Annotated in this window: 16 protein-coding genes; 4 read left to right on the plus strand and 12 right to left on the minus strand. The window is 65.7% G+C overall.

Features of this window, described 5'->3' with window-relative positions:
• Positions 1-53: 53 nt before the first annotated feature.
• Positions 54-962, minus strand: coding sequence for an N-acetylmuramic acid 6-phosphate etherase (locus ACWGS9_RS17275; RefSeq protein ID WP_454506388.1), 909 nt, complete (start codon positions 960-962; stop codon positions 54-56).
• A gap of 201 nt (positions 963-1,163) precedes the next feature.
• Between ACWGS9_RS17275 and ACWGS9_RS17280 the strand changes: the two genes are divergently transcribed.
• Genes ACWGS9_RS17280 through nagA form a run of 4 tightly spaced genes read left to right on the plus strand, consistent with a single transcriptional unit; the run spans position 1,164 to position 5,006 of the window.
• Positions 1,164-2,045 (plus strand): glucosamine kinase nucleotide-binding domain-containing protein, encoded by an 882-nt coding sequence (locus ACWGS9_RS17280; protein ID WP_454506389.1) that lies wholly within the window; start codon positions 1,164-1,166, stop codon positions 2,043-2,045.
• Positions 2,042-2,821, plus strand: coding sequence for a GntR family transcriptional regulator (locus ACWGS9_RS17285; RefSeq protein ID WP_454506390.1), 780 nt, complete (start codon positions 2,042-2,044; stop codon positions 2,819-2,821). The genes ACWGS9_RS17280 and ACWGS9_RS17285 overlap by 4 nt, the downstream gene beginning before the upstream one ends.
• Positions 2,818-3,849: an SIS domain-containing protein gene (locus tag ACWGS9_RS17290; RefSeq protein ID WP_454506391.1), complete on the plus strand. Its 1,032-nt coding sequence runs from the start codon at positions 2,818-2,820 to the stop codon at positions 3,847-3,849. Before ACWGS9_RS17285 ends, ACWGS9_RS17290 begins: the two co-directional genes overlap by 4 nt.
• The gene (gene nagA / locus ACWGS9_RS17295; RefSeq protein ID WP_454506392.1) at positions 3,846-5,006 is read left to right on the plus strand and encodes an N-acetylglucosamine-6-phosphate deacetylase; all 1,161 of its coding nucleotides are present in this window, start codon (positions 3,846-3,848) and stop codon (positions 5,004-5,006) included. Before ACWGS9_RS17290 ends, nagA begins: the two co-directional genes overlap by 4 nt.
• A 286-nt stretch (positions 5,007-5,292) precedes the next feature.
• Here the strand turns inward: nagA and ACWGS9_RS17300 are convergent, their stop codons facing one another.
• From ACWGS9_RS17300 to ACWGS9_RS17350, 11 genes are all read right to left on the minus strand, one after another.
• The gene (locus ACWGS9_RS17300) at positions 5,293-6,810 is read right to left on the minus strand and encodes a malonate--CoA ligase (RefSeq protein ID WP_454506393.1); all 1,518 of its coding nucleotides are present in this window, start codon (positions 6,808-6,810) and stop codon (positions 5,293-5,295) included.
• 228 nt (positions 6,811-7,038) lie between these two features.
• Positions 7,039-7,776: a GntR family transcriptional regulator gene (locus tag ACWGS9_RS17305; protein ID WP_454506394.1), complete on the minus strand. Its 738-nt coding sequence runs from the start codon at positions 7,774-7,776 to the stop codon at positions 7,039-7,041.
• 261 nt (positions 7,777-8,037) lie between these two features.
• Positions 8,038-8,715: a ribulose-phosphate 3-epimerase gene (rpe, locus tag ACWGS9_RS17310; protein ID WP_320216762.1), complete on the minus strand. Its 678-nt coding sequence runs from the start codon at positions 8,713-8,715 to the stop codon at positions 8,038-8,040.
• Between the two features lie 189 nt (positions 8,716-8,904).
• Positions 8,905-12,780 carry a DUF7929 domain-containing protein gene (locus ACWGS9_RS17315; protein ID WP_454506395.1) on the minus strand — a complete coding sequence of 1,292 codons (3,876 nt, stop codon included), beginning with the start codon at positions 12,778-12,780 and terminating at the stop codon, positions 8,905-8,907.
• Positions 12,781-12,791: 11 nt separating this feature from the next.
• A complete protein-coding gene (locus ACWGS9_RS17320; RefSeq protein ID WP_454506396.1) occupies positions 12,792-14,753 on the minus strand; it encodes an NHL repeat-containing protein in 1,962 nt (653 codons plus the stop codon).
• Positions 14,754-15,118: 365 nt separating this feature from the next.
• The gene (locus ACWGS9_RS17325) at positions 15,119-16,054 is read right to left on the minus strand and encodes an alpha/beta hydrolase (protein ID WP_454506397.1); all 936 of its coding nucleotides are present in this window, start codon (positions 16,052-16,054) and stop codon (positions 15,119-15,121) included.
• Between the two features lie 216 nt (positions 16,055-16,270).
• Positions 16,271-17,053, minus strand: a complete 783-nt coding sequence (locus ACWGS9_RS17330) for a carnitinyl-CoA dehydratase (RefSeq protein ID WP_454506398.1) — start codon at positions 17,051-17,053, stop codon at positions 16,271-16,273.
• Complete coding sequence (locus tag ACWGS9_RS17335) at positions 17,046-19,124, minus strand: acetate--CoA ligase family protein (protein ID WP_454506399.1); 2,079 nt, start codon at positions 19,122-19,124, stop codon at positions 17,046-17,048. Before ACWGS9_RS17335 ends, ACWGS9_RS17330 begins: the two co-directional genes overlap by 8 nt.
• A 64-nt stretch (positions 19,125-19,188) precedes the next feature.
• The gene (locus tag ACWGS9_RS17340; protein ID WP_454506400.1) at positions 19,189-20,352 is read right to left on the minus strand and encodes an acyl-CoA dehydrogenase family protein; all 1,164 of its coding nucleotides are present in this window, start codon (positions 20,350-20,352) and stop codon (positions 19,189-19,191) included.
• A gap of 4 nt (positions 20,353-20,356) precedes the next feature.
• Entirely contained in the window at positions 20,357-21,484 is a 1,128-nt protein-coding gene (locus tag ACWGS9_RS17345; RefSeq protein WP_454506401.1) for a carnitine 3-dehydrogenase, read from the minus strand.
• 2 nt (positions 21,485-21,486) lie between these two features.
• Entirely contained in the window at positions 21,487-22,110 is a 624-nt protein-coding gene (locus ACWGS9_RS17350; protein WP_454506402.1) for an HD domain-containing protein, read from the minus strand.
• Positions 22,111-22,119: the final 9 nt, after the last annotated feature.

A 22,119-nucleotide genomic window follows, 5' to 3' on the forward strand; every position in this document is an offset into this window, starting at 1 on the left:
CTTCAGTCTCCCTGTTGACCTTTTTCAGGTTCGGTTTTGATGAGAACAGAGGCTCAGCGCCCCTTGCTCCCCTCGATCGCGGAAAGCGCCGGCCTGAGCTTCTGGCCGGTTCCTTCCAGTATCTTCTCGGCCGCGTCGGCGTTGGCGGCGCCTGCGGCGAGCAGAATGGCGGTTTTGACGACGCCACCGCTCTCCTCGAGCAGGCGGGTGGCGTCGTCGCGGCTGCGGCCGCTGATGGCGGCGACCATGCGCACGGCGCGGTCGCGCAGCTTGATGTTGTCGGCGGTGAGGTTGACCATGTAGCCGTCATGGACATGGCCGAGATGGATGGCGGTAAGCGTCGAAAGCATGTTGAGCGCGATCTTTTGCGCGGTGCCCGCGCCCATGCGCGTCGAGCCGGCGATCAGCTCAGGTGGCGTTTCGAGCAGGATGGCGACATCGGCTTGGCTGAAGAGCGCGGCGCCCCGGTTGTTGGCGATCGCGATGGTAGCCGCGCCGCGGCGCCGCGCGTCCTGGAGCGCCTGCACCGCATAGGGGGTCGAGCCGCTGGCGGAGATGGCGATCAGGCAGTCGCCCTTGCCGATATCGGCCGCGGCAACGGCCGCCGACGCTTCCTCGGTGTCGTCCTCCGGCCCGCCGGCCAGGGTGCGGAAGGCATCGTCGCCGCCGGCGATCAGGATGGCGATGCGGTCGCGCGCAATACCGAAAGTGCCGGGCAATTCCAGCGCATCGGCCAGTGCCATAAGGCCGGAGCTGCCTGCCGCCGCATAGGCGAGCTTGCCGCCGCTCCTCAGTTGCTTGGCGATGAGTTCGGCGGCGGCGGCGATCGCCGGAATGGCCCCGTGCACGGCCTTGCTGGCCTCGATCTGGGCATTGGCCAGGAACGCCAGTACGACTTCAGGGGCCCGGACATCCAGCCCCTCGGCATTCTGGTGGAGCGCTTCCGTGCGCGTCTCGGCCATCCATTTTCCTCCAACTGAGGGAACAATACCAAAAAAATACCACTTGTCCACACGCATTAACACTTTTCGGACGGCGGAATTCGATTGCCGGCAAATTGCCGTGGATTTTCAATAAAATACGGCTTAATCTTTTTTGAAACCGAAATTAACTCTTGGCTATTGGTATTTTATTGGTATTATCCGGGTCCGAGGAGAAATCGTGTGAAATTCGTGCTTGGGATCGATGGCGGCGGCACCAGCTGCAGGGCGGCCCTTGCGACCGTCGACGGCGCTGTCGTCGGCCGTGCCAAGAGCGGCGCCGCCAACATCCGCACCGACCTCACCGGTGCCCGCGCCAACATCGTCGAGGCGGCCAGGCAGGCTTTCCTTGCCGCAGGCGCGGATCCGGAGCTGATTCCGCAGACGCCGGCCATTCTCGGCCTCGCCGGCGCCAATGTCGGCACCTATCGCCAGCAGCTCGAGGCAATCCTGCCCTTCAGCAAGAGCCGTGTCGAAACCGATGCCGAGATCGCGCTTGAGGGCGCGATCGGGCCTAGTGACGGCGCCATGGCCATTCTCGGCACCGGCACCGCCTATATGGCGCGTAAGCAGGCTAAGTCGCGCGCCATCGGAGGCTGGGGTTTCCAGGTCGGCGACCAGGGCAGCGGCGCCCGCATCGGCCGCGACCTGCTCGAGCAGATGCTGCTCGCCTATGACGGCATCCGTCCTGGCTCGCCCTTGACGGACGCGATGCTTGCCGTCTTCCGCAACAATCCGGAAGACGTGGTCGAGTTCACCACCAACGCCAAGCCGGGCGACTTCGGCGGCTTCGCGCCAAAAGTCTTCGAGCATGCCGAAAAGGGCGACCTCGTCGCCAACTGGATCCTCGGCAAGGCGGTGGCCGATGTCGAGGCTTCGCTCGGCGCGCTCGATCTTACCGACGATGCGCCGCTCTGCCTGCTCGGCGGGCTGGCGCCGCTCTACGCGCCGCGCCTGTCCGCACGCTATCAGGCGCTGCTGAAAGCCCCGCTCGACGATGCGCTTGGCGGCGCCGTGCAGATGGCTGTGCGCGTCTTCGCCAGGGGTCCGGAGGCCGCCCGATGAGCGCCGCCGACCAGATCTTCGCCATGCTGAAACAATCCTCGCAGAGCGGCGCGCCACTCTACCTGCAGCTCAGGCGCAGCATCGAGGAGGCGGTCAATCGCGGCCTGATCGGCCCCGGCGATGCGCTGCCTTCCGAGCGCGACATCGCCAGCAAGGCCGATATCTCGCGCGTCACCGTGCGCAAGGCGGTGCAGGACCTGGTCAAGGGCGGCATCCTCGTCCAGCGTCATGGCTCGGGCACCTTCGTCGCGCCGCGCATGGAGCGCGTCGAGCAATCGCTGTCGAGGCTCACCTCCTTCACCGAGGACATGGCCCGCCGCGGCATGACCGTCCGCTCAGTCTGGCTCGACCGCGGGCTCTACGCGCCGTCGCCGGACGAGATGATGGTGCTGGGCCTGTCCTCGGCCGAACTGGTGGCGCGCGTCGCGCGCCTGCGTATCGCCAACGACACGCCGCTGGCGATCGAGCGCGCCGCGATTTCGGCGAGCGTGCTGCCGGATCCCGAAGCGATCGGCTCCTCGCTTTACGCGGCGCTGGGAACGACCGGCAATCGCCCGGTACGCGCCGTGCAGCGCATCTCCGCCACCAATCTTGGCGATGCCGATGCGCGCCTCCTGGAAGTGCCCTCGGGGGTTGCCGGTCTGCAGATCGAGCGCATTTCCTATCTGGCGAGCGGCAAGGTGATCGAGTTCACCCGCTCGGTCTACAGGGGCGACGCCTATGATTTCGTCGCGGAACTCCGGCTGACCGTGCCGGGAGAGGAGATTCGGCCATGATGGCAAACACCACCCATATGCGGCGCGAGATCAATGAGATCCCTGAAGCCACCGCCCGCATGCTCGACGGCTCGGCTTCGGCGCTGACCGAGGCGGGCCGCGGCCTGCGCGAGCGCGACCCGCATTTCGTCGTCACCGTGGCGCGCGGCTCGTCCGACCATGCCGCGACTTTCATGAAGTATGCCGTCGAGCTGACGGCAGGTCTCGCCGTCGCTTCGGTAGGGCCGTCGATCGCTTCCATTTATGGTGCGAAGCTCAGGCTGCGCGGCTCCGCCTGCCTGGCGGTCTCGCAGTCGGGCAAAAGTCCCGACATCGTCGCCATGGCCGAAACGGCAAGGGCCGGAGGGGCGCTTACCGTTGCCATCACCAACACGGCCGACTCGCCGCTGGCGCGCGCCTCCGACTACGCCATCGACATTCTGGCAGGGCCCGAACGCAGCGTCGCGGCTACCAAGACCTTCGTCAATTCGGCCGTCGCCGGCCTGGCGCTGATGGCGCACGCGACCGACGACCAGCCATTGCTTCGGGCGCTCGCCGGCCTGCCCGGCCATTTCGAGAAAGCGATCGCCTGCGACTGGATGGCGCTCGCCGGCGCTTTGGAGAACCCGCAATCGCTGTTCATCCTCGGCCGCGGCCCATCCTTCGCGATCGCCAGCGAGGCGGCGCTGAAATTCAAGGAAACCTGCGCCATGCATGCCGAGGCTTATAGCGCCGCCGAGGTCATGCATGGACCGCTGGCGTTGGTCGGGCCGGGTTTCCCGGTTCTGGCGCTCGCCGCGCGCGATGCGTCCGAACCCTCGGTCGCCGAAGCGGCTGACGGCTTGACGGCCAAGGGTGCCGCCGCCTTCATCACGTCCGACAAGGCGAAGGCCGCGAGGCTTCTGCCGCATGTCGCCACCGGCCACCCGCTGACCGATCCGCTGCCGCTGATCGTGTCCTTCTACGGCTTTGTCGAGGCCTTCGCGCGCCATCGCGGGCTCGACCCCGATACGCCGCGCAACCTGCGCAAGGTGACGGAAACCGTATGAGCGACCGTTTCGCACTCGTCGGCGCCCGCATCTTCGACGGCGCCGACTGGCATGACAATGCCGCCCTTGTCGTCAACGGCGACGTGGTCGAGGCTATCTTGCCCGCCGGCGCCATTCCGTCCGGCGTTTGGGCGATCGAGACCGGCGGTGGCCTGCTGGTGCCCGGCTTCGTCGACATCCAGGTCAATGGCGGCGGCGGCGTCATGCTCAACGACCATCCCGATGTCGGTTCGATCGAAACCATCTGCCGGGCGCATGCGCCCTTCGGCACCACGGCGCTGCTGGTGACGCTGATCACCGATACGCCGGCGATCACCGCCGCCGCCATCGCCGCCGGCGCCGGGGCGGCCCGGGAAAAGGTGCCGGGCTTCCTTGGCCTGCACCTGGAAGGACCGCATCTTTCCATGGCCCGCAAGGGCGCGCATGACCCTGCGCTGATCCGGCCGATGACCGACGCCGATGAGGCCGCGCTCATCGCCGCGCATCAGGACCTGCCGGTGCTGCTCACCACGATCGCCCCGGAATCGGTCGAACCGGCTCGTGTCACGGCGCTGGCCAGGGCCGGCGTTATCGTGAGCCTCGGCCATAGCGACACCGGTTATTCGACCGCCAGCGCCTTCGCCGACGCCGGCGCCACCGTGGTTACGCATCTGTTCAACGCCATGAGCCAGATCGGCAACCGCGAGCCGGGTCTGGCGGGTGCTGCGATCGACACCGGTGGCTTGTACGCCGGCATCATCGCCGACGGCATCCATGTCCATCCGGCAACGATGATCCTTGCGCTGCGCGGCAAGCAGGGACCGGGCAAGATCGTGCTCGTGACCGACGCCATGGCGACGATCGGGACCGACATGACGTCCTTCACGCTGAACGGCCGCACCATCTACCGCAAGGACGGCAGTCTCAGGCTTGCCGACGGCACGCTGGCCGGAGCCGACCTCGACATGATTTCCGCCATTCGCTTCGTCCATCGCGTCGTCGGGCTCGATCTCGACGAGGCCTTGCGCATGGCCTCGCTCTATCCCGCCGAGGCGATCGGTCAGGCGCACCGGCTCGGCCGTTTCGCCAACGGCACCGCCGCCGACATTGTCGGCCTGTCGGAGGACCTGGATGTCAGGAACGTCTGGATCGGCGGTGAGAAGGTTTTTGGCGCGTAGGCCGCTCGATCCCACCGTCAATTAGGAAAGCGACGTAAACGTTCGCGATTGACCGGAGCATCCCCCGCGTCGTCATCCTCGGGCTTGACCCGAGGATCCATTCCGTGACCTGTGACGTAAAGTGCAACGGTGCAGAATTCTGCAACGTTAGCAGCGCTTTAGCGTCACGGCATGGATCCTATGGTCTGCGCGCGTCGCTTCGCTCCTTGCTCCGCCATAGGATGACGAAGCAACGGGTGTCTCGGCCAATGTCCGAGGCTCGCCACTCGGTAATTGTTAGCCGGCCCTATTTCGCGGCATAGATATCCTTATACGTCTCGCGCAGCACGTTCTTCTGCACCTTGCCCATCGTGTTGCGCGGCAGTTCGTCGACGAAGATCACCTGCTTCGGATGCTTGTACTTCGCCAGCCGCCCGGCAATGGCGGCGGCAATGTCGGCAGCGTTGATCGCGGACCCCGGCTTGCGCACCACGACCGCGGTGACGCCTTCGCCGAAATCCGGATGGGCGATGCCGATCACCGCGCATTCGCTGACGCCGTCGAGCGCGTCGATCTCGCTCTCGATCTCCTTCGGATAGACGTTGTAGCCGCCCGAAATGATCAGGTCCTTGCCGCGCCCGACGATGTGGACATAGCCGTCGGCGTCGACCAGGCCGAGGTCGCCGGTGATGAAGAAGCCGTCGTCGCGGAACTCGGCCCTGGTCTTCTCGGGCATGCGCCAGTAACCGGCAAAGACGTTGGGGCCGTTGACCTCGATCATGCCGATCTCGCCCTGCGGGAGCGGCTTACCGTTCTCGGGATCTGTGATGCGCAGCGAGACGCCGGGCAAGGGGTAGCCGACCGTGCCGGCGCGCCGCTCGCCGTCATAGGGGTTGGACGTGTTCATGTTGGTCTCGGTCATGCCGTAGCGCTCGAGAATGGCGTGGCCGGTCCGGTCGCGCCAGGCCTTGTGCGTCTCGGCCAGGAGCGGCGCCGAGCCGGCGATGAAGACCCGAATCGTCTTCGTTGCCTCGCGTGTCAGGCCATCCTGCTGCAACAGCCGCACATAGAAGGTCGGCACGCCCATCAAGGCCGTCGCGCGCGGCATCAGCGACAGGATGCGCCCGGGATCGAATTTCTGCTCGAACAGCATTGTCGCGCCGGCCATCAGGACGACGTTGGTGGCGACGAACAGGCCGTGCGTGTGGAAGATCGGCAGCGCGTGGATCAGCACGTCATCGGCACTGAAGCGCCACTGCTCGACCAGCACGCGGGCATTCGAGGCGAGGTTCTCATGGCTGAGCATCGCGCCCTTGGAACGGCCGGTCGTGCCGGAGGTGTAGAGGATGGCGGCAAGATCGTCCGGTCCGCGCGCGACATCGCTGAAATCCGTGGCCTGCCGCGAAGCCTGGCCGGCCAGCGTTCCCTGCCCGTCTCGGCCGAGCGTCAGCGTCGTCGCGCCGATCGACGCGGCAAGCGGTTCGACGCCCGAAAGACGGTCCGGATCGCCCACGATCAGTTTCGGCTCGGCGTCACGGAAGAAATAGTCGAGTTCCGGCAGTGTATAGGCGGTGTTGAGCGGCAGGAAGACGGCGCCGGCGCGTAACGAGGCGAGATAGAGCAGCGCCGCCTCCGGGCTCTTCTCGACCTGGACCGCGACGCGGTCGCCGGGCTCGACGCCGGCCTGCGCCAGCGCATGCGCCAGTTGCGCCGACTTCGCCAGCATCTCGCCATAGGTGATCGAACGGCCGTCATCCGTCTCCATCAGCAATCGGCCGGGCGCCGGCATGCGGGAACGGAAAGCGCCGAAGAGATGGTTGGTCATGAAACGTCCTCTAGAGCAATTCCAGGAAAAGTGTGTGCGGTTCGGCGCCTTCGCCGTAACCTTCCATCCGGAATTGCGTAAAAACAAGGAGATAGAGCGGTTCGCCGTTTCCGCGAAACGGTGAAACGCTCTTGGCGCACGCCGAAACCGAATGGCACATGGGTTGCGCTCGGCTGAGCGAATACCAGATTTGGCGGCCGGAGCAAAAACCGTGACGGTTTTCCGCCGCTATCTGCGGCGCGCCTTGCTGACGCCGGCCCTCGGGTCGTAGCCTTGGGCGAAGCGCTCCATGCACATCGCCGCGGTGAGGCGATAGTGATTGAGAAGCGCTTCGACCGCGCCGTCGGCGTCGCCATCCAGCGTGCGCTCGGCAATTATGCGGTGCTCGCCAAGATCGTCGCGTCCCGTGCCCGGCGTGTTTTGCGAGATCAGGCGGTAGCGCGAGGCCTGATCGGAAAGCTGATCGCAGAAGCCGACCAGCCAATGCGACCGGCACGCCGCGATCAGCGCCCGGTGGAAGGCCCGGTGCAGCTTCTCCCACTCTGGATTGTTGGTTGAGGGATCTTCCGGCTGTCGGCGCTCGGCGCGCGCCAGGCGGTGCAGTGCCAGCACCAGCTGCTCTTCCCATTCGGCCGTGCGGTGAGCAATGGATTCACGCAGCGCCCGTTCCTCCAGCCAGCAGCGCGTCCGCGTCAGCTCCTCCAGTTCCGTGGCGCTGACGGGCATAAGGAAGAAGCCGCGCTGATCATGCCGCCCGAGCAGGCCCTCGGCGGCCAAACGGTTGAGCGCCTCGCGCACCGGCGACGCGCCCGCGCCGTAGCGCGAGACGACCCATTCGACGCGTAGCTTGCTCTCGGCCGCCAGCGCCCCGCGCAAAAGATCATCGCGGAGCTGTTGGTAGACCGAGCTGGCCAGCGTGCTCTTGGCGCCCTTGCCTTCGCCCGGATCGACAGTTCCGTATGTCAAACGAACTCCTGTTGCTTGCCCCTGCTTTGTCAGGGCCCCTCGGCGAAGCAATTTTCGTACATGTATCATACAGCCGGGCGATGGCGTCTCAAAGCGGAAGGTGACGATATTCGACTTTAAGACAAGGCCGGCGGTCTATTGCTTGGATGAAGTAGAATCTCGATAAAAAAGCTGATACTCGTGCACCGCTTATATATTGAACAGTCGTTCAACGGCTGCCGCGGTTCTGCAACTCCCGCGAGAGGCGGGGCGTTTATACGTTTAACTGGCGGCCTCGTCGGCAGCCTTGCGAATTGCTTCGATATTTGCCCTATAGGCCTCGACGCTGCCGCCCTTGAAGACGGCGGCGCCTGCCACCAGCACATTGGCGCCGGCCGCGGTCACCAGCGGCGCCGTTTCGGCCGAGACGCCGCCATCGATCTCGATATGGATCGGCCGGCTGCCGATCAGCGCCTTCACCCGTTTCACCTTGTCGACGATCGCCGGGATGAATGCCTGCCCGCCGAAACCCGGATTGACGGTCATGATCAGGATCAGGTCGAGCCGGTCGAGCACGTATTCGATCGCCGTTTCCGGCGTCGCCGGATTGAGAGAGACGCCGGCCTTCTTGCCGAGGCTCTTGATGGTCTGCAGCGAGCGGTCGAGATGCGGCCCGGCCTCGGCGTGCACCGTCATGCCGTCGCAGCCGGCCTCGGCGAAGGCTGCCAGGTAAGGATCGGCCGGCGCAATCATCAGATGGCAGTCGAAGAAGGCCTTGGTGCGGTTGCGGATCGCCTTGATCACCGGCGGGCCGAAGGTGATGTTGGGCACGAAATGGCCGTCCATCACGTCGAGATGGATCCAGTCCGCGCCGGCCGCCGCGACAGCCTCGACCTCATCGCCCAGCTTCGAAAAATCCGACGCCAGCACCGACGGCGCAATCAGGGTCTTCTTGCTCATGCTGCGGCCTCGTCTCGTTTGTCCGAACGCAAATGTCAGGACTGCCTAGAGCATTTTGCGGCCAAGTGGAATCACCCGGCGCCGCAGAAATGCGGCCAAGCAAGAGGAAGATGCTGGAAAGGGGAAGCGGGGGACAAGAAAAGCCCGCCGGATTGCTCCGGCGGGTTCTCGTCTCCATCCGCATGAAGATTACGGCTTGAAGTTCTGGATGTTGGCGCCTGCCGGATCCTGCAGCACGCGCCGCGGCTGGCGCTGCGGCACCAGTTGCTGCAGCACGTTCGGGTTGAGCAGCATGCCGGGGTTGATCTCGATGCCCGGCCGCCTGCGGATCGGCGTGCAGTCGGGGAACAGTCCGGTCGTGCCTGCCGGGCAGCGCCGCTTGATCAAGATCGGCTGGCACTGTCCGTCGATGAAGCGCGAGCCCGGCGCGCACTCCTGTTGCGGCTTGCGGCAGGCGCCATCGCGGATTTCGGTTCCACGCGGGCAGACGCAGTCGCCTCGCTTGTTGTGGACCTGGCCGCGGATGGTGCACTGCGCTTGGCTTGGTTTCGGCCGCTGGCAGGCCTTGCCCCGCACTTCCAGCCCGTCCGGGCAGGCGCAGTTGCCGTTGGCGTCGCGCACCTGGCCGCGGATCGGGCATTGCCTCGACACGACCGGCCGGCAGGCGCCGTCTCGCACCTCCATGCCGCGCGGGCAGACGCAATCGCCGTCGCCATTGCGGAACTGGCCCGGGATGCGGCACTGAGCGGGCGGCTGCCTGTCGGGCACGCAGGCCCTGGCTACCCGGTCGAGATGCGTGTTGTCCGGGCAGGTGCAGCCGTTTCCGTCCGAGGTCGGCACGGCGCCGCGCACCGTGCATTTCGCCGGGATGACCTGGCACACGCCGTCCACCAGCTCGCCACGGCGGCACACGCAGTTGCCGTCCTGGTCCCGGTACTGGCCGGGACGCAGCGTGCACTGCGGCTCCTGCGGCTGTCCGCCCTGCACGCATTTGCCGTTTTCCAGCTCCGACCCACGCGGGCAGACGCAGCGTCCGTCCGCTGTCCGGATCTGGCCTTGCAACAGGACGCAGCGCGGCGGCACCGGCAGCGGCAAGAGCTTGGTGCCGCCGCCCGAGCACTGGCCATTGCGGAAGGTGGTGCCGTCCGGGCAGGCGCAGCGGCCAGCCGAGTTGAGCACCAGCCCATCCGAGCACTGGTTCTTCACCTCATGCCTGATGGTGAAGGGATGGCACGCATAGGCCTTGCCGCGATTGCCCTGGATGTTGGTCGCGTCGCGCGACAGCAGCTCGCCGCCGCCCTGAACCGGCGTATTCGGAGAAAGCACGCCAACGCAGTTCTGCCCGTTGACCGTACCCTGCAGATTGGCAAGGCGCCCATCCTCGGGAAGGATCACGGTAACGTGGTGGGTGTGGCTTTCGCCGGCGCCCAGCGTCAGGTTGGCGATGCAGGATGCGGGCAGTGTCGTCGGTTCGGGCGAGCAGCCGAAGGGCGGGTCGATCGAGGTGATCTCAACGCCTTCCAGCCGGCCCAGCCCTTCCACGCCGATCGCATCGCCGATGCGGACCGGACCGGAGAAGGGGCTCTCGCCATCGTTCGTGATGGTGATCTCGAACGAGCAGGGTTGGCCGGGCTGGCACTGGGCATCGCCGGTCTTCTCGACACGGATGGTCGAGCCGCCGCCGCCCTTCGCGCAGGCCTGGCCGATCGGGTAGACGATGTCGTCGCCCGGAGCCGGCCCGTAGGAGCCGCGCGCGCAGTTCTCGAACGCGCCATTGCCGCTCACCGTCACGTCGAAGTGCCGGCTGGCTCCAGGCGTCATCACGGCGCCCGGGATCTGGCAGGACAGCGAGTTGGCGGGCACCGGACCGCAATTCCAGTCCGCACCGTCAGGAGTGACGCTCTGGATCTGGACCGGCGCTCCGCCCGACACCAGCGCGGCGGCATCGCTCACCCGCACCGGACCGGTGGGGGCGGCTGTGCCGGCACTGGTGACGGTGATGCGGCAGGATACCGATGCGGCACCGGCGAGCGAGCCGTCGCACGTCTTGGTGATGCGCAGGCCGGGCTGGCCGCCATTCGGATGGCGGATGCGTTCGGTCGCGCAGGCCTTGTTGTTGGCAAGGTCGACCTCGCCCGGAATGCCTTTCACCTCGGCGCAGTTCTCGACCGTATCCGGCCGGTAATTCGCCGGCATAACCGCCTTGACGACGATCGGCGTCGAGGCGCCCGGAGGCAGCGAGATGCCGGCATTGTCGCAGCGGAACTGGCCGGGGCCGTTCGGTCCGCAGGTCCATGGCGGGCTCGGCCCGAAGGTCGAGGAAGTCGGCGCGCCACCGGGGTAGTTGTCGATCACCGTCAGCGGCCCGTTATAGGTGTTGGTGCCGTTGTTGATGATATCGATCACGAAGGTGCAGACGCCGTCCGGCGTGCAGACCGGGATGCGCGCGCGCTTCTTCAGGATCAGGTCGACCTTCTTCTCGACCGGTGGGTTGCACTGCGGATCGCGATCGCCGCGGCGGCAGATCGGGATCGAGGCGCAGCCACGGTCGTTCTGCTGGCTGCCGAACAGCGGCTTGCCGCTGGCCTGGTAGTCATAGGCGGCGCAGTTGCGCAGCACGCCGCCCTGCCAGCCGCCGGCCGGCTTGAAGCCGAGCTTGAGGTCGACGGAGGCGCCAGGGTTGAGCGTCGTCACCGGATAGGTGCAGGTCATCGGCGTTGTGCCGGGCACGCAGACCCATGGCGCATTCGGTCCGGAGGTCAGCACCGAGCCGGCAGGCAACGTCACCTCGTCGAGCACGATCTTGCCGTTATACGGCGCGTCGCCGACATTGGTCACGGTGATGGTGAAGTCGCAGCCGCCGGCCATCGTACAACGCGGCACGTCGGCATGCTTCTCGACCTTGAGATCCGGTTCCTTGTCCCTCGGCGGGCATTTGAGGTCGCGCGGAATGACGATATCGATCACCTGCGTGCAGCAAAGCCCCCAGCCTTCCTTCGGTCCGGCATAGGTTTCGATGCCGGTGACGATGAGGTGGATGGCCTCGCCGGGCGAGGCGCCGACGATCTTCCAGTTCAGCACGCCGCCGCCGACCGGCACCTTCTGCATGTCGGGGACGATGGTGATGCCGGGGGTCGTCGTCGACACCTGCACCCACTTGCCGCCCATCTCGGGACCGACCGGCATGTGGTAGATGAACGCGCCGCCGCCGGGCACGCAGTCGACGGTGCCGCGCTCGACCTTGAAGCATTCCTTGCCGGGAGGTGGAGGCGGCGGGTTGCATTTGGTGACGTCGATGCGCACCGTCGTCTTTTCGCCGGTGAGGATGTTGCCGTCATCCGGCTTGCTCGGGTCCTGCGAGGGAATGATGGTACCCGTGCCGGTCCCGGCCGTCACCTTGATCAGACCCTGGTTGTCGACATTGGCCGGCGCGGGAAACGCCGCCTGGTCGATCTTGGCCAGGATCTGGAAGGTGATGGTGCGCTCGTTCGGCGCACCCGATCCGTCGAGATCGGAAGCCGAGATCCGGAAATCGGAGACCGTCGCCGTATCGTCGGGATTGGCCGAGCTGCTGATCGTGGCCGCCGGCAGCGGGCCGCCGGAGCCATCCGTGCCGTCACCGGTGACATGCACGCTGACGATCTTGAGGCCATGCGGAAGCTGGTCCTTGAACTCGATCCTGGCGTTCTTCAGCGCCTTGGCGAAGGCAGGATTGCCGAAGGACTGCTCGTTGCCACGCAGGCCGAAGGTCAGCGTGTAATAGACATAGTCGCAGCCGCGCTGGCCACCCGTCTTGGTGAAGAAGGGCACGATGCGGCCGGGTTCGGGGTTGACGACGCGGGGGTTGTCCAGGTCGAGCCTGGGCTCCGGTCCGGCAACTTCCGTAAGCTTGGCCGGCGCGGTGTCTTCCGCAAGCGCCGGCAGTGCCGGCATCATGGCGACCGCGATACCGGCCGCCATCAGCCAGCGCGCGCCGCGCCTGGCAAATGACAGGGGTTTCATGATCGTCTCCATGAGGGTTTTCGTGTCGCGCGAAGCGAGGCGGCAAAGGGCGAGATTGCTCATCTGTCCCTCCCTCAACGTTCGCAACTGACGGCCGGCGTTCTGAGCGGCAGCGTCATCTTGCAGCAAGGGTAGTAGCCGCCCTTGTCCTGGTCGGACTTGCGGTAGAAGCAGAGCCCGACATTGACGGTGTCGCCAGGATAGTGGCCGGTGATGTCGATCGTGTAGGGCTTGCCCGGAACATGCGACATGGGGGTTGTCACCCCGACGCCGGGCGTCCTGGACTGCGCCTTGATCGAATCGCCGCCGAAGCCGGCATGGTCATGGAGATAGAGATCGGCCTGGAGTCCGCGCGGCGTGCAGTAATAGTGCACGTCCTCGACGTCCACGCAGGGCGGCAAATTGCCGGGCGGTGGGAAGTCCGGCGGATAGAACGGAGGCAGATAGCCGCCGGGGATTTCCTCATAATAGCCGGCGCGCCCCTCGCACGGACGCCAGACCCTTATGTCGCCGACATGGCCTTCGACCTCGGGGTCTTCGAAATAGCCGTCGAAATCGACGAACCAGGAGCCGAAAGGCGGCACGTTGGCCGGCTTGACCAGTGCGCTCGGTGTCAGCTGCACGCCATGCACGGCAAGCGGCCCGCCGGCGGCAAGCCGCTCGGCAATCTCCGGGTTGTCGCGCATCTTGTCGCCGGTGTTCACGACGGTGTCTGTGCACACGCTGGTGTCGAGATTGCCCTCGGCGTCATAGCCATATTGCAGGTCGACGCCGCCGGCCGACTGGCGGTTGCCTTGCGGGAAGCCGACAGCATATTCCTGCGGCACTTCGACCCAAACGGATTCGGTAGCCGGATCATCCGGATCCTCGCGCCAGTAGCGGATCAGCTCGCCTTTGCCGGAATCGGCGAAGCGACTGTAATCGTAGCGGTTTTCGACCGGGCCGCGCTGGGCGAGATACATGAAGCCCTTGTTGTCGAAGGCAATGTCGGTGACGGCATAATCCTTGTCGGCCCTGACCGTCAGTTCCCAGCGCGGATCGCCGGCGAATGTGCCGTCGCGCGCAATGCCGACCGACCAGATCTCGGACTTTTCGCCGACCGAATAATAGAGCCGGCCGCCGTGATAGGAGACCGCCCAGACCCGGCGTTCGTCCTGGGTGTAGCCCCAGGTCTCGGAATCTTCCGTATCGAAGGCCGCGCCCTGGATGTCCATGACGGCGCCATCGTCGGCGACCGGGGCAAGCCCATGCGCCGGGCGCCCGGCGACACCATGGTCGAACGTATCGATCAGATGCCCATTGGCGTCGATGCGATGGATCAGGCCCGTGTCGAGGTCGGAGGCGAAGAATTCACGGTGGATGGGGTCGAAGGCAAGGTTGCCGATGCCCGGCCCGCTGTTGGTGTCGATGTCGGCGAATTTCGAGACGGCGCCGGTGATGCCGTCGATCTTCCAGATCGTGCCCGGCCCGCCGCCATTTTCGGTGCCGAACTGGCCGTCCATGAAGACGGCACCGGCGGTGCCGCGGCGCTGCCGCTCCGGACGCCCGTCACTGTCGGCGTCCGGCGTGACGATCTCGAGGCCATGCAGCGAAGTCGCGGCGGCATAGAGGTTGGGGATGCCCGATGGCACGCCATCGCGCACGCCGTCGTCATAGGTGAGGCCGAACACCTCGCCGATCTGGCCGGCCGGCACCTCGAAGGGCGGTGGCGTGAAGACGAGCTGGCCCGAGGCCGGGCCGCCGAGATGCGAGACGTCGAAAATGCGCAACGAGGCGCGCTTGGTGTCGATGAAGGTCTCGTCGACCGGATCGACGCCGGGCGGCAGGCCCTCGTCAAAGCCGGGGATCACGGTCCCGGGGAAGCCCGTCACCGCCATCGAGCCGGGATAGACGATCTGGGTTTCCTGCGCCTTCGCCACGCCGCCGAGCCAGAGGCCGGCGTACAGCGCCAGGGCAAGAATTCCGCTGCTTGTGGCGATTGCGCGGCGCAAACGGCCGCCATGGGAAGGCACGAACGAGTCGCGACCGCCAGACATTGAACTCCCCCCGAAGCCGCCGGAAGGAACGTCCGGTCTTACCGCGCCAACCAGGGCAAGGCGCGGCTTTGCGGCACGTTCTTCCCTGATCGAATTGTCTGCTTTCCTCTGCGTGACGATACGCCTGCTCCTGGGCAGGGTCAACGGAATCAGCCGAAAGCCCAGCGTGTCGACCCCTTCCCGAAGGCGGTGATCGCGCTGGACTCCCGTTGTTCCCGGAGACCGCGGAGTCTCTGGGTTTCTGGTCATGGGGCTTTCCCTTTCCGGGCCGCATCATTGCGGCGCCTGGCCATCAGTCGCTGTCAGGCAGGGAAAGGTTCATGTGGCGATAGCGGAGCGGAAAGCGCTCCCGGCTGCCAGGAGCGCTACCAGATCCAGTCGCCTCGGCCGAGCGCCGAAACCGCCTCGACGATGCGGGTGAAGCTCGTTCGTGCCCGGCCGACCATATGCCGGGCTCTGAGATAGCCGTGCACCAGCCCCGGCTCCTCGAACCAGGTGGCGTGTCCGCCGGCCGCGACGATACGGTCACGATAGGCTTCGCCGTCGGACGACAGAGGATCGCACTCGGCGGTGATCAGCACCGTCGGCGGCAAATTGGCGAAGTCGGCATCGGCGAGCGGGTAGAGCGTGATGTCGCCGGTCCGGTCCACGCCGCCGGTGCGGATATGCTTGTAGAAGTCGAGGTCGCGCACGGTCAGCATCGGCGCCTCGGCATGTGTCAGATAGGAGCCGCGCGAGTGGTCCCCGCCAAGGCCGGGATAGATCAGCGTCTGGCCTGCCGGCTTCTTCCGATGGCCGCGCGTCGCATGGGCGACGGCCGCGCAGAGATTGCCGCCGGCGCTGTCGCCGCAAAGCACGACGGGGCAATCGTAGGTCTTCGCCGCCCATTCGAAAGCGTCCATGGCGTCGTCGAAAGCAGCCGGATGCAGATGTTCGGGCGCCAGCCGATAGTCGACTGAGACCACCTCGTAGCCGGTGCGGACGCAAAGTTCGGCGCAGACATCGTCATGGCTGTCCAAGCCGCCAAGGATGAAGCCGCCGCCATGGATGTAGAGCACCATCGCGGCGCTGTCCGGGGCCGCATTGCGGTAGATGCGGAGCGGGATGCTGGGGGACGTGATGGTTGTCGTTTCGGCGGTCACACCTTGCGGATAGCCGGCAAAGAACTCCCGGCACATCCGGTCGTAGATCGCGCGCTGCCGGGCGATCGTGTAGTCGATCGTGTCCGGCGGATAGTAGGAGTTGGTCTTCTCGATGAAGGCCCAGGTCTCGGCGTCGATCAGGGTTTTGTAGTCGGTCATGAAGGACGGCCAACTTTTGAGGATGGCGCCCAGGCACCCCCCTCTGCCCTGCCGGGCATCTCCCCCGCAAGGGGGGAGATTGGCAGTTTTGCCGACGGCGCCAGTCCTGCAACGTTGGCGATTGGCGAAACCCTTCGCGACATCCGATCTCCCCCCTTGCGGGGGAGATGCCCGGCAGGGCAGAGGGGGGTGTGAAGGAACGCCATCGCTGTTAAACTATCTGCCCTTCCACACCGGGTCGCGCTTCTCCGCAAACGCCCGGAACCCTTCCATGTTGTCCTCGGAACCATAGAGGCTATCGACGGTCGGCAGCTGCCGGCGCGTCACCTTGTTCATCGCGTCCTGGAAAGTCAGCGCTTCGGCCACCCGCGCCGTCTCCTTGATCGAGGCGAAGACCAGCGGCGGGCCGCTGGCCAGAAGCCTGGCGATTTCCCAGACGCGCTCTTCGAGCTTGTCCTTGGGCAGCACCTCGTTGACCAGGCCCCAGCGATGCGCCTCGGCGACATCCATCCAGCGGCCGGTGAACAGAAGGTCCATGGCGATATGGTAGGGGATGCGCTTCGGCAGCTTGATGGTCGCGGCGTCGGCCAGCGTGCCGGCGCGGATTTCGGGCAGCGCGAAGGAGGAATGGTCCGACGCGTAGATCAGGTCGCAGGACAGCGCCAGCTCGAAGCCGCCGCCCACCGCCATGCCGTTGATGCAGGCGATCACCGGCTTGTTCAGGTCGCGCAGTTCCTGCAGCCCGGCAAAGCCGCCGACGCCATAATCGCCGTCGACCGCGTCGCCGGCCGCCGCCGCCTTCAGGTCCCAGCCGGCGCTGAAGAACTTGTCGCCTGCCGTCTTGACGATGGCGACACGTAAGTCCGGATCGTCACGGAACGCCTTGAAGGTCTCACCCATCAGCCGCGACGTCTTCAGGTCGATGGCATTGGCCTTCGGCCGGTCGAGCGTGACTTCGAGGATGGCGCCTTCGCGCCGGGTGGTGATCACGTCAGCCATTCTTCTTTTCTCCAAGCACCAGCAGGGCATCCGCGATCCAGGCGCCCTTGCCCTGGGCGCAGACGATCAGCGGGTTGATGTCGAGTTCCTCGATCTCGACTTCGTTCTTCTGCACGAAGTCGGCAATGCCGGCGATGGCGTCGATGGCGGCCGCGACATCGGCCTTCGGCCGGCCGCGATAGCCTTCGAGCAGGGGGTAGAGCTTCAATCCACGCAAAGCCGCCTCGATGTCGTCGCGCGTTGCCGGCAGCATCAGGGTGACGCTGTCGCGCAACAGCTCGACCAGCACGCCGCCGGTGCCGAGCGTCATCACCACGCCGAACATCGGATCGCGGGTGAAGCCGACGATCAGCTCGGCGACGCCGTCGCGCACCATGCGCTCGGCATAAAGCCCGGTGCCGAGCGGCAAAAGGTCATGCGCGGCGGCGCTTACGGATTCGGCATCCTTGAGGTTCAGCCTGACAGCACCGACTTCCGACTTGTGCGTGACGCCGAGAGCCTTGAGCGCCACTGGGAAGCCGAGCGTCATGGACGAGATCACCGCCTCGACAGCGGTGGAGCCGCGCTCGCCCTTCGGCACCGGCAGGCCGGCCTTGATCAGCCTTTCCTTGGCTTCGGCCTCGTCCGGGGTGACGCGTTTGGCCTCGGACGCTCCCGCCGCCGTGGTGTCGACTGGCTGCGCCTGCGGCTCGCGCCAGGCCCAGCCGATGAAGGCGGCGGCCTGGGCGGCGTCCATGGCCTCCGAGATGCCGAACAACGGCACCATGCCGCGCGCCATCAGCCCGGCGGTGTATTCCTCCGGCAGGTTTTCCGGCAGAGAGGACACGATCGCGCCTTGCGCCTTGTTGGTCTTCAGCGCCGCCTCGAAGGCGCGCAGCGTCGCCCACCAGTCGACGTCTGAGCAGCGGTCGGGGCGCGGAAAGTCGAGCACCAGCATGTTGAGGTCGAAGCCGCCCGACACCATGGCGGTGAAGGTGGCGGTCATCGCCGGCTCGTTGTTCCAGATGAAGGTATGGTAGTCGAGCGGATTGGCGACCGCGACCAGCGGTCCGAGCGTCGATTTGACATGCGCGCGATGCCGATCGGTAAGCGTCGGGAAATGCACCCAGCGCCCTTCGGCGCTGTCTGCCATCACGGAAGCTTCGCCGCCCGAGCAGCTCATCGACGACAACTTGTAGCCGGGCAACGGTCCGGTGATATGCAGCAGCTTCAGCGCCTCGATGAAGGCCGGAATGGAATCGACGCGCGCGATACCAAGCCGCTTCAGGAACGCGCCGGACGCGGCGTCCGATCCGGCCAGCGAGGCGGTGTGCGACACAGTTGCCTGTCGGGCCTGTTCGGACCGCCCGACCTTCATGGCGATGATCGGCTTTTTCAGCTCGCGCGCCCGGGCCGCGAGCCTCTCGAAGCCGGCTACCGAGTCGAAAGCCTCGATATGCATTCCAAGCGAGGTGACGCGCTCATCCTCGATCAGGCCGAGCGCCATTTCGGACAGGCCGGTTTGCGCCTGGTTGCCGGCCGTCATCAGGAAGGCGATCGGCAGGCCGCGCTTCTGCATCGTCATGTTGATGGCGATGTTGGACGACTGGGTGATGATGGCGACTCCCGTGCCGCCTTCGGCCAACCGGATGCCGCCATGCTGGTCGGGCCATAACAAGGCGCCGTCGGCGTAGTTGATCAGGCCGTAGCAGTTCGGGCCGATGATCGGCATCTGGCCTGCGGCAGTGACGAGTTCGGCCTGCAGCCGCTCGCCGTCCTCGTCATAGGCCTCGGTCTCCAGGAAGCCGGCGGCAAAGCAGACGGCGCCGCCGGCGCCGCGCTCGGCCAGCGCCTTGACCACCTCGATGGTGAGATGCCGGTTGACGCCGACAAAGGCGGCGTCCGGCGCGCCCGGAAGATCGGCGACGGAGCGGTAGGCCTTGCGGCCGGCAACCTCGTCCTTGGTCGGATGCACCGGCCAGATTTCGCCGGCAAAGCCCATCTTGATCGATTGCGCCACGACGGTGGCGGCCTGCGCCCCGCCGAACACGGCGATCGTTTTCGGGCGCAGGAGACGTTCGAGTTTATGCATGGCCATCTTTTCGTTTGAGCACGATCTTGTCCAAAGCCGGATCCCGGCTTTGGCTCATCATGCTCTAAGCTCCGAACGGACGCAGCAGCGCCCGCGAAATAATATGTCGCTGAATCTCCGACGTGCCTTCCCAGATGCGCTCGACGCGCGCGTCGCGCCAGATGCGCTCCAGCGGCAGGTCGTCCATCAGCCCCATGCCGCCATGGATCTGGATGGCTTCGTCGGCAACGAATGCCAGCATCTCGGTGGCCTTCAGCTTGGCCATCGCCATGTCCTGATCGGTGACGGTGCCCTGATCGTACTTCCAGCCGGCTTCGAACACCATCAAATCGGCGGCCTTCAGCTCCGTCGCCATGTCGGCGAGCTTGAACGAGACGCCCTGGAACTTGCCGATCTGCTGGCCGAACTGCTGGCGTTGCGCTGCATATTCGATGGCATGCGACAGCGCGCGCTCGGCGCGACCGAGGCAGGTGGCTCCGACCTGAAGACGGGTGGCGCCGAGCCACGAGTTCGCGACGTCGAAGCCCTTATGGACTTCGCCAAGCACCTGGCTTGCCGGGAGTCGGCAGTCATCGAATTCCAGGATCGAGTTGGTGTAGCCGCGATGCGAGACGTTGCGATAGCCGTCGCGCACCGAAAAACCCCTGGTGCCCTTGTCGACGAAAAAGGCGGTGATCTCCTTGCGTTTGCCGCGCGAGGTCTCTTCTTCGCCCGAGGCCATGAAACAAATCGCGAAATCGGCAAGATCGGCATGGCTGATGAAATGCTTGGTGCCGTTGAGCACCCAGTCCGAACCGTCCTGCACGGCGGTCGCCTTCATGCCGCGCAGGTCGGAGCCAGCACCCGGCTCCGTCATCGCCAGGCAGTCCCATTTCTCGCCGCGGATGCAGGGGAAGAGGTATTTTTCGCGCTGCTCCGGCGTGCCGGCAAGCAGGATGTTGGACGGACGCGCCACGCAGGTCCAGTGCAGCGCGTAGTTGGCGCGGCCAAGCTCCTTCTCGTAGAGCAGCCAGCTCACCGTATCGAGGCCTGCGCCGCCGACATCGGCCGGCATGTTGGCGGCATAGAGCCCGGCCTCGATCGCCTTGGCCTTCAGCTCGTCGATCAGCTCGCGGCGCAGCTCGCCAGTGCGCTCCACCTCGCGCTCATGCGGGTAAAGCTCGTTCTCGACGAAAGCGCGCGTCGTCTCGACGATGAGTTTTTGCTCTTCCGAAAGCCCGAAATCCATCGCTTCAGCCTTTCTTCTTGCTCTTTTTTGCCTTCTCGGCCTTGGCGGGTTTTTCAGCCTTTGCCGGCTTCGCTGCCTTCTTCTCCGGCTTGGCTGCCTTGGCCTTGTCGGCGGCCTTGGCGGCCGGCTTCGCCGCCAGCTTGGCGAGTTGCCTGGTATAGTCCTTGTGCAGCGCGCCGGCGCCCCAGCCCTTGCCCTTGTTCTGCTTCGACAGCGCTTCCATGATCGCCACCAGATTGTCGTCGCGGATCTTCTCCAGCTCGCGGATCGACAGGCCGTGTGCCTGCTCGTCCGACTGTGTGGCGATCAGCTCGACCAGCTCGTCGTTGAACTCCGGCACGTCCATCAGCTTGGTCCACGGCCATTTCAGGCAGGGCCCGAACTGCGCCATGAAGTGGCGCATGCCGGCCTCGCCGCCGGCGACGCGATAGACCTGGAACATGCCCATCTGCGCCCAGCGCAGGCCGAAGGAATAGCGCATGATGTCGTCGAGTTCCTCGACGGTGCAGATGCCGTCCTTGACCAGCCACAGCGCTTCGCGCCAGGCGGCTTCAAGCAGGCGATCGCCGACAAAGGCCTCGATCTCCTTGCGCACCACCACAGGCTTCATGCCGATCGAGGCGTAGAGCTCCTTGGCGACCTCGATCGCTTCCGGGAAGGTCTGCTGGCCGCCGACGATCTCGACCAGCGGCAACAGATAGACCGGGTTGAACGGATGGCCGACGACCAGCCGCTCCGGGTGCTTCTTCATGGCCACCTGCATGTCGGTCGGCTTGATACCGGAGGTCGACGAGCCGACGATGGCGTTGGCCGGCGCATGCGCGTCGATCTCGGCCAGCACCTTGTGCTTGAGTTCGAGCCGCTCCGGCACGCTCTCCTGGATGAAATCGACATCGGCCACCGCTTCGGCGATGGTCTTGGCGAAGGTGAGCTTGCCTTCCTTGGGCAGGCCGCCGGGCAGCATCTGCTTATAGGCGCGGCGCGCGCCCTTCATCACTTCGCTGACCTTGCGCGAAGCCTCCGGATCGGGATCGAAGATCGAGACGTCGATGCCGTTCAAGAGCAGCCGCGCCACCCAGCCGGCGCCGATGACACCGCCGCCGATGGCGGCCGCCTTGTTGATGATGCTCATGGTCAGGCTCCGGTTCTTGTCTTGGCTGTTTCTGGATCGGTGAGGGCCACGCGCTCGCCGGCGCGGATCACCGCCGGGTCGTATGCCTTGCGGGCGAAGACTTCGAGCACGTAGGGCCGGAAGAAGTCGATCGGCAGCGTCTCGTAGTCGGGGTCGAAGCTCGACTGGTCCCAGCGCTCGCAGAACTGGTCGCAATCGTCGAAATAGGCGTGGCCGGCAAAGCGCTCGCGCGCATGCCGGTTGCCGCCAAGATGGTGCGCGTAATAGAGGCGCTGGAAGTCGCCGTGCTTTTCCACCACCCAGGTGCATTGCTCGCGCACGAACGGCTTCAGGATCGTCGCAGCATATTCGTCATGATTGTAGGGCGCGTAGATGTCGCCGATGTCGTGCAGCAGCGCGCAAGCAATCCAGTCCGTGTCGGCGCCGTCGCGCCAGGCACGCGTCGCCGCCTGCAGCGAATGGCCGAGCCGGGTGATCTTGTAGCCCGAAAGACCCTCGTCGAGTTGCACCAGCGCATCGAGCAGGCGCTCGCCGGTCTTGGCGGCGTAGTCGATCTCATGGGCAGTCAGGAACTCGTAGTCTTGCCTGTCGCCGTCCTTCATCGCGGTGAATTTGACGGTAGCCATATTGACCCC

The organism is Mesorhizobium sp. Arg314 (assembly GCF_053714275.1).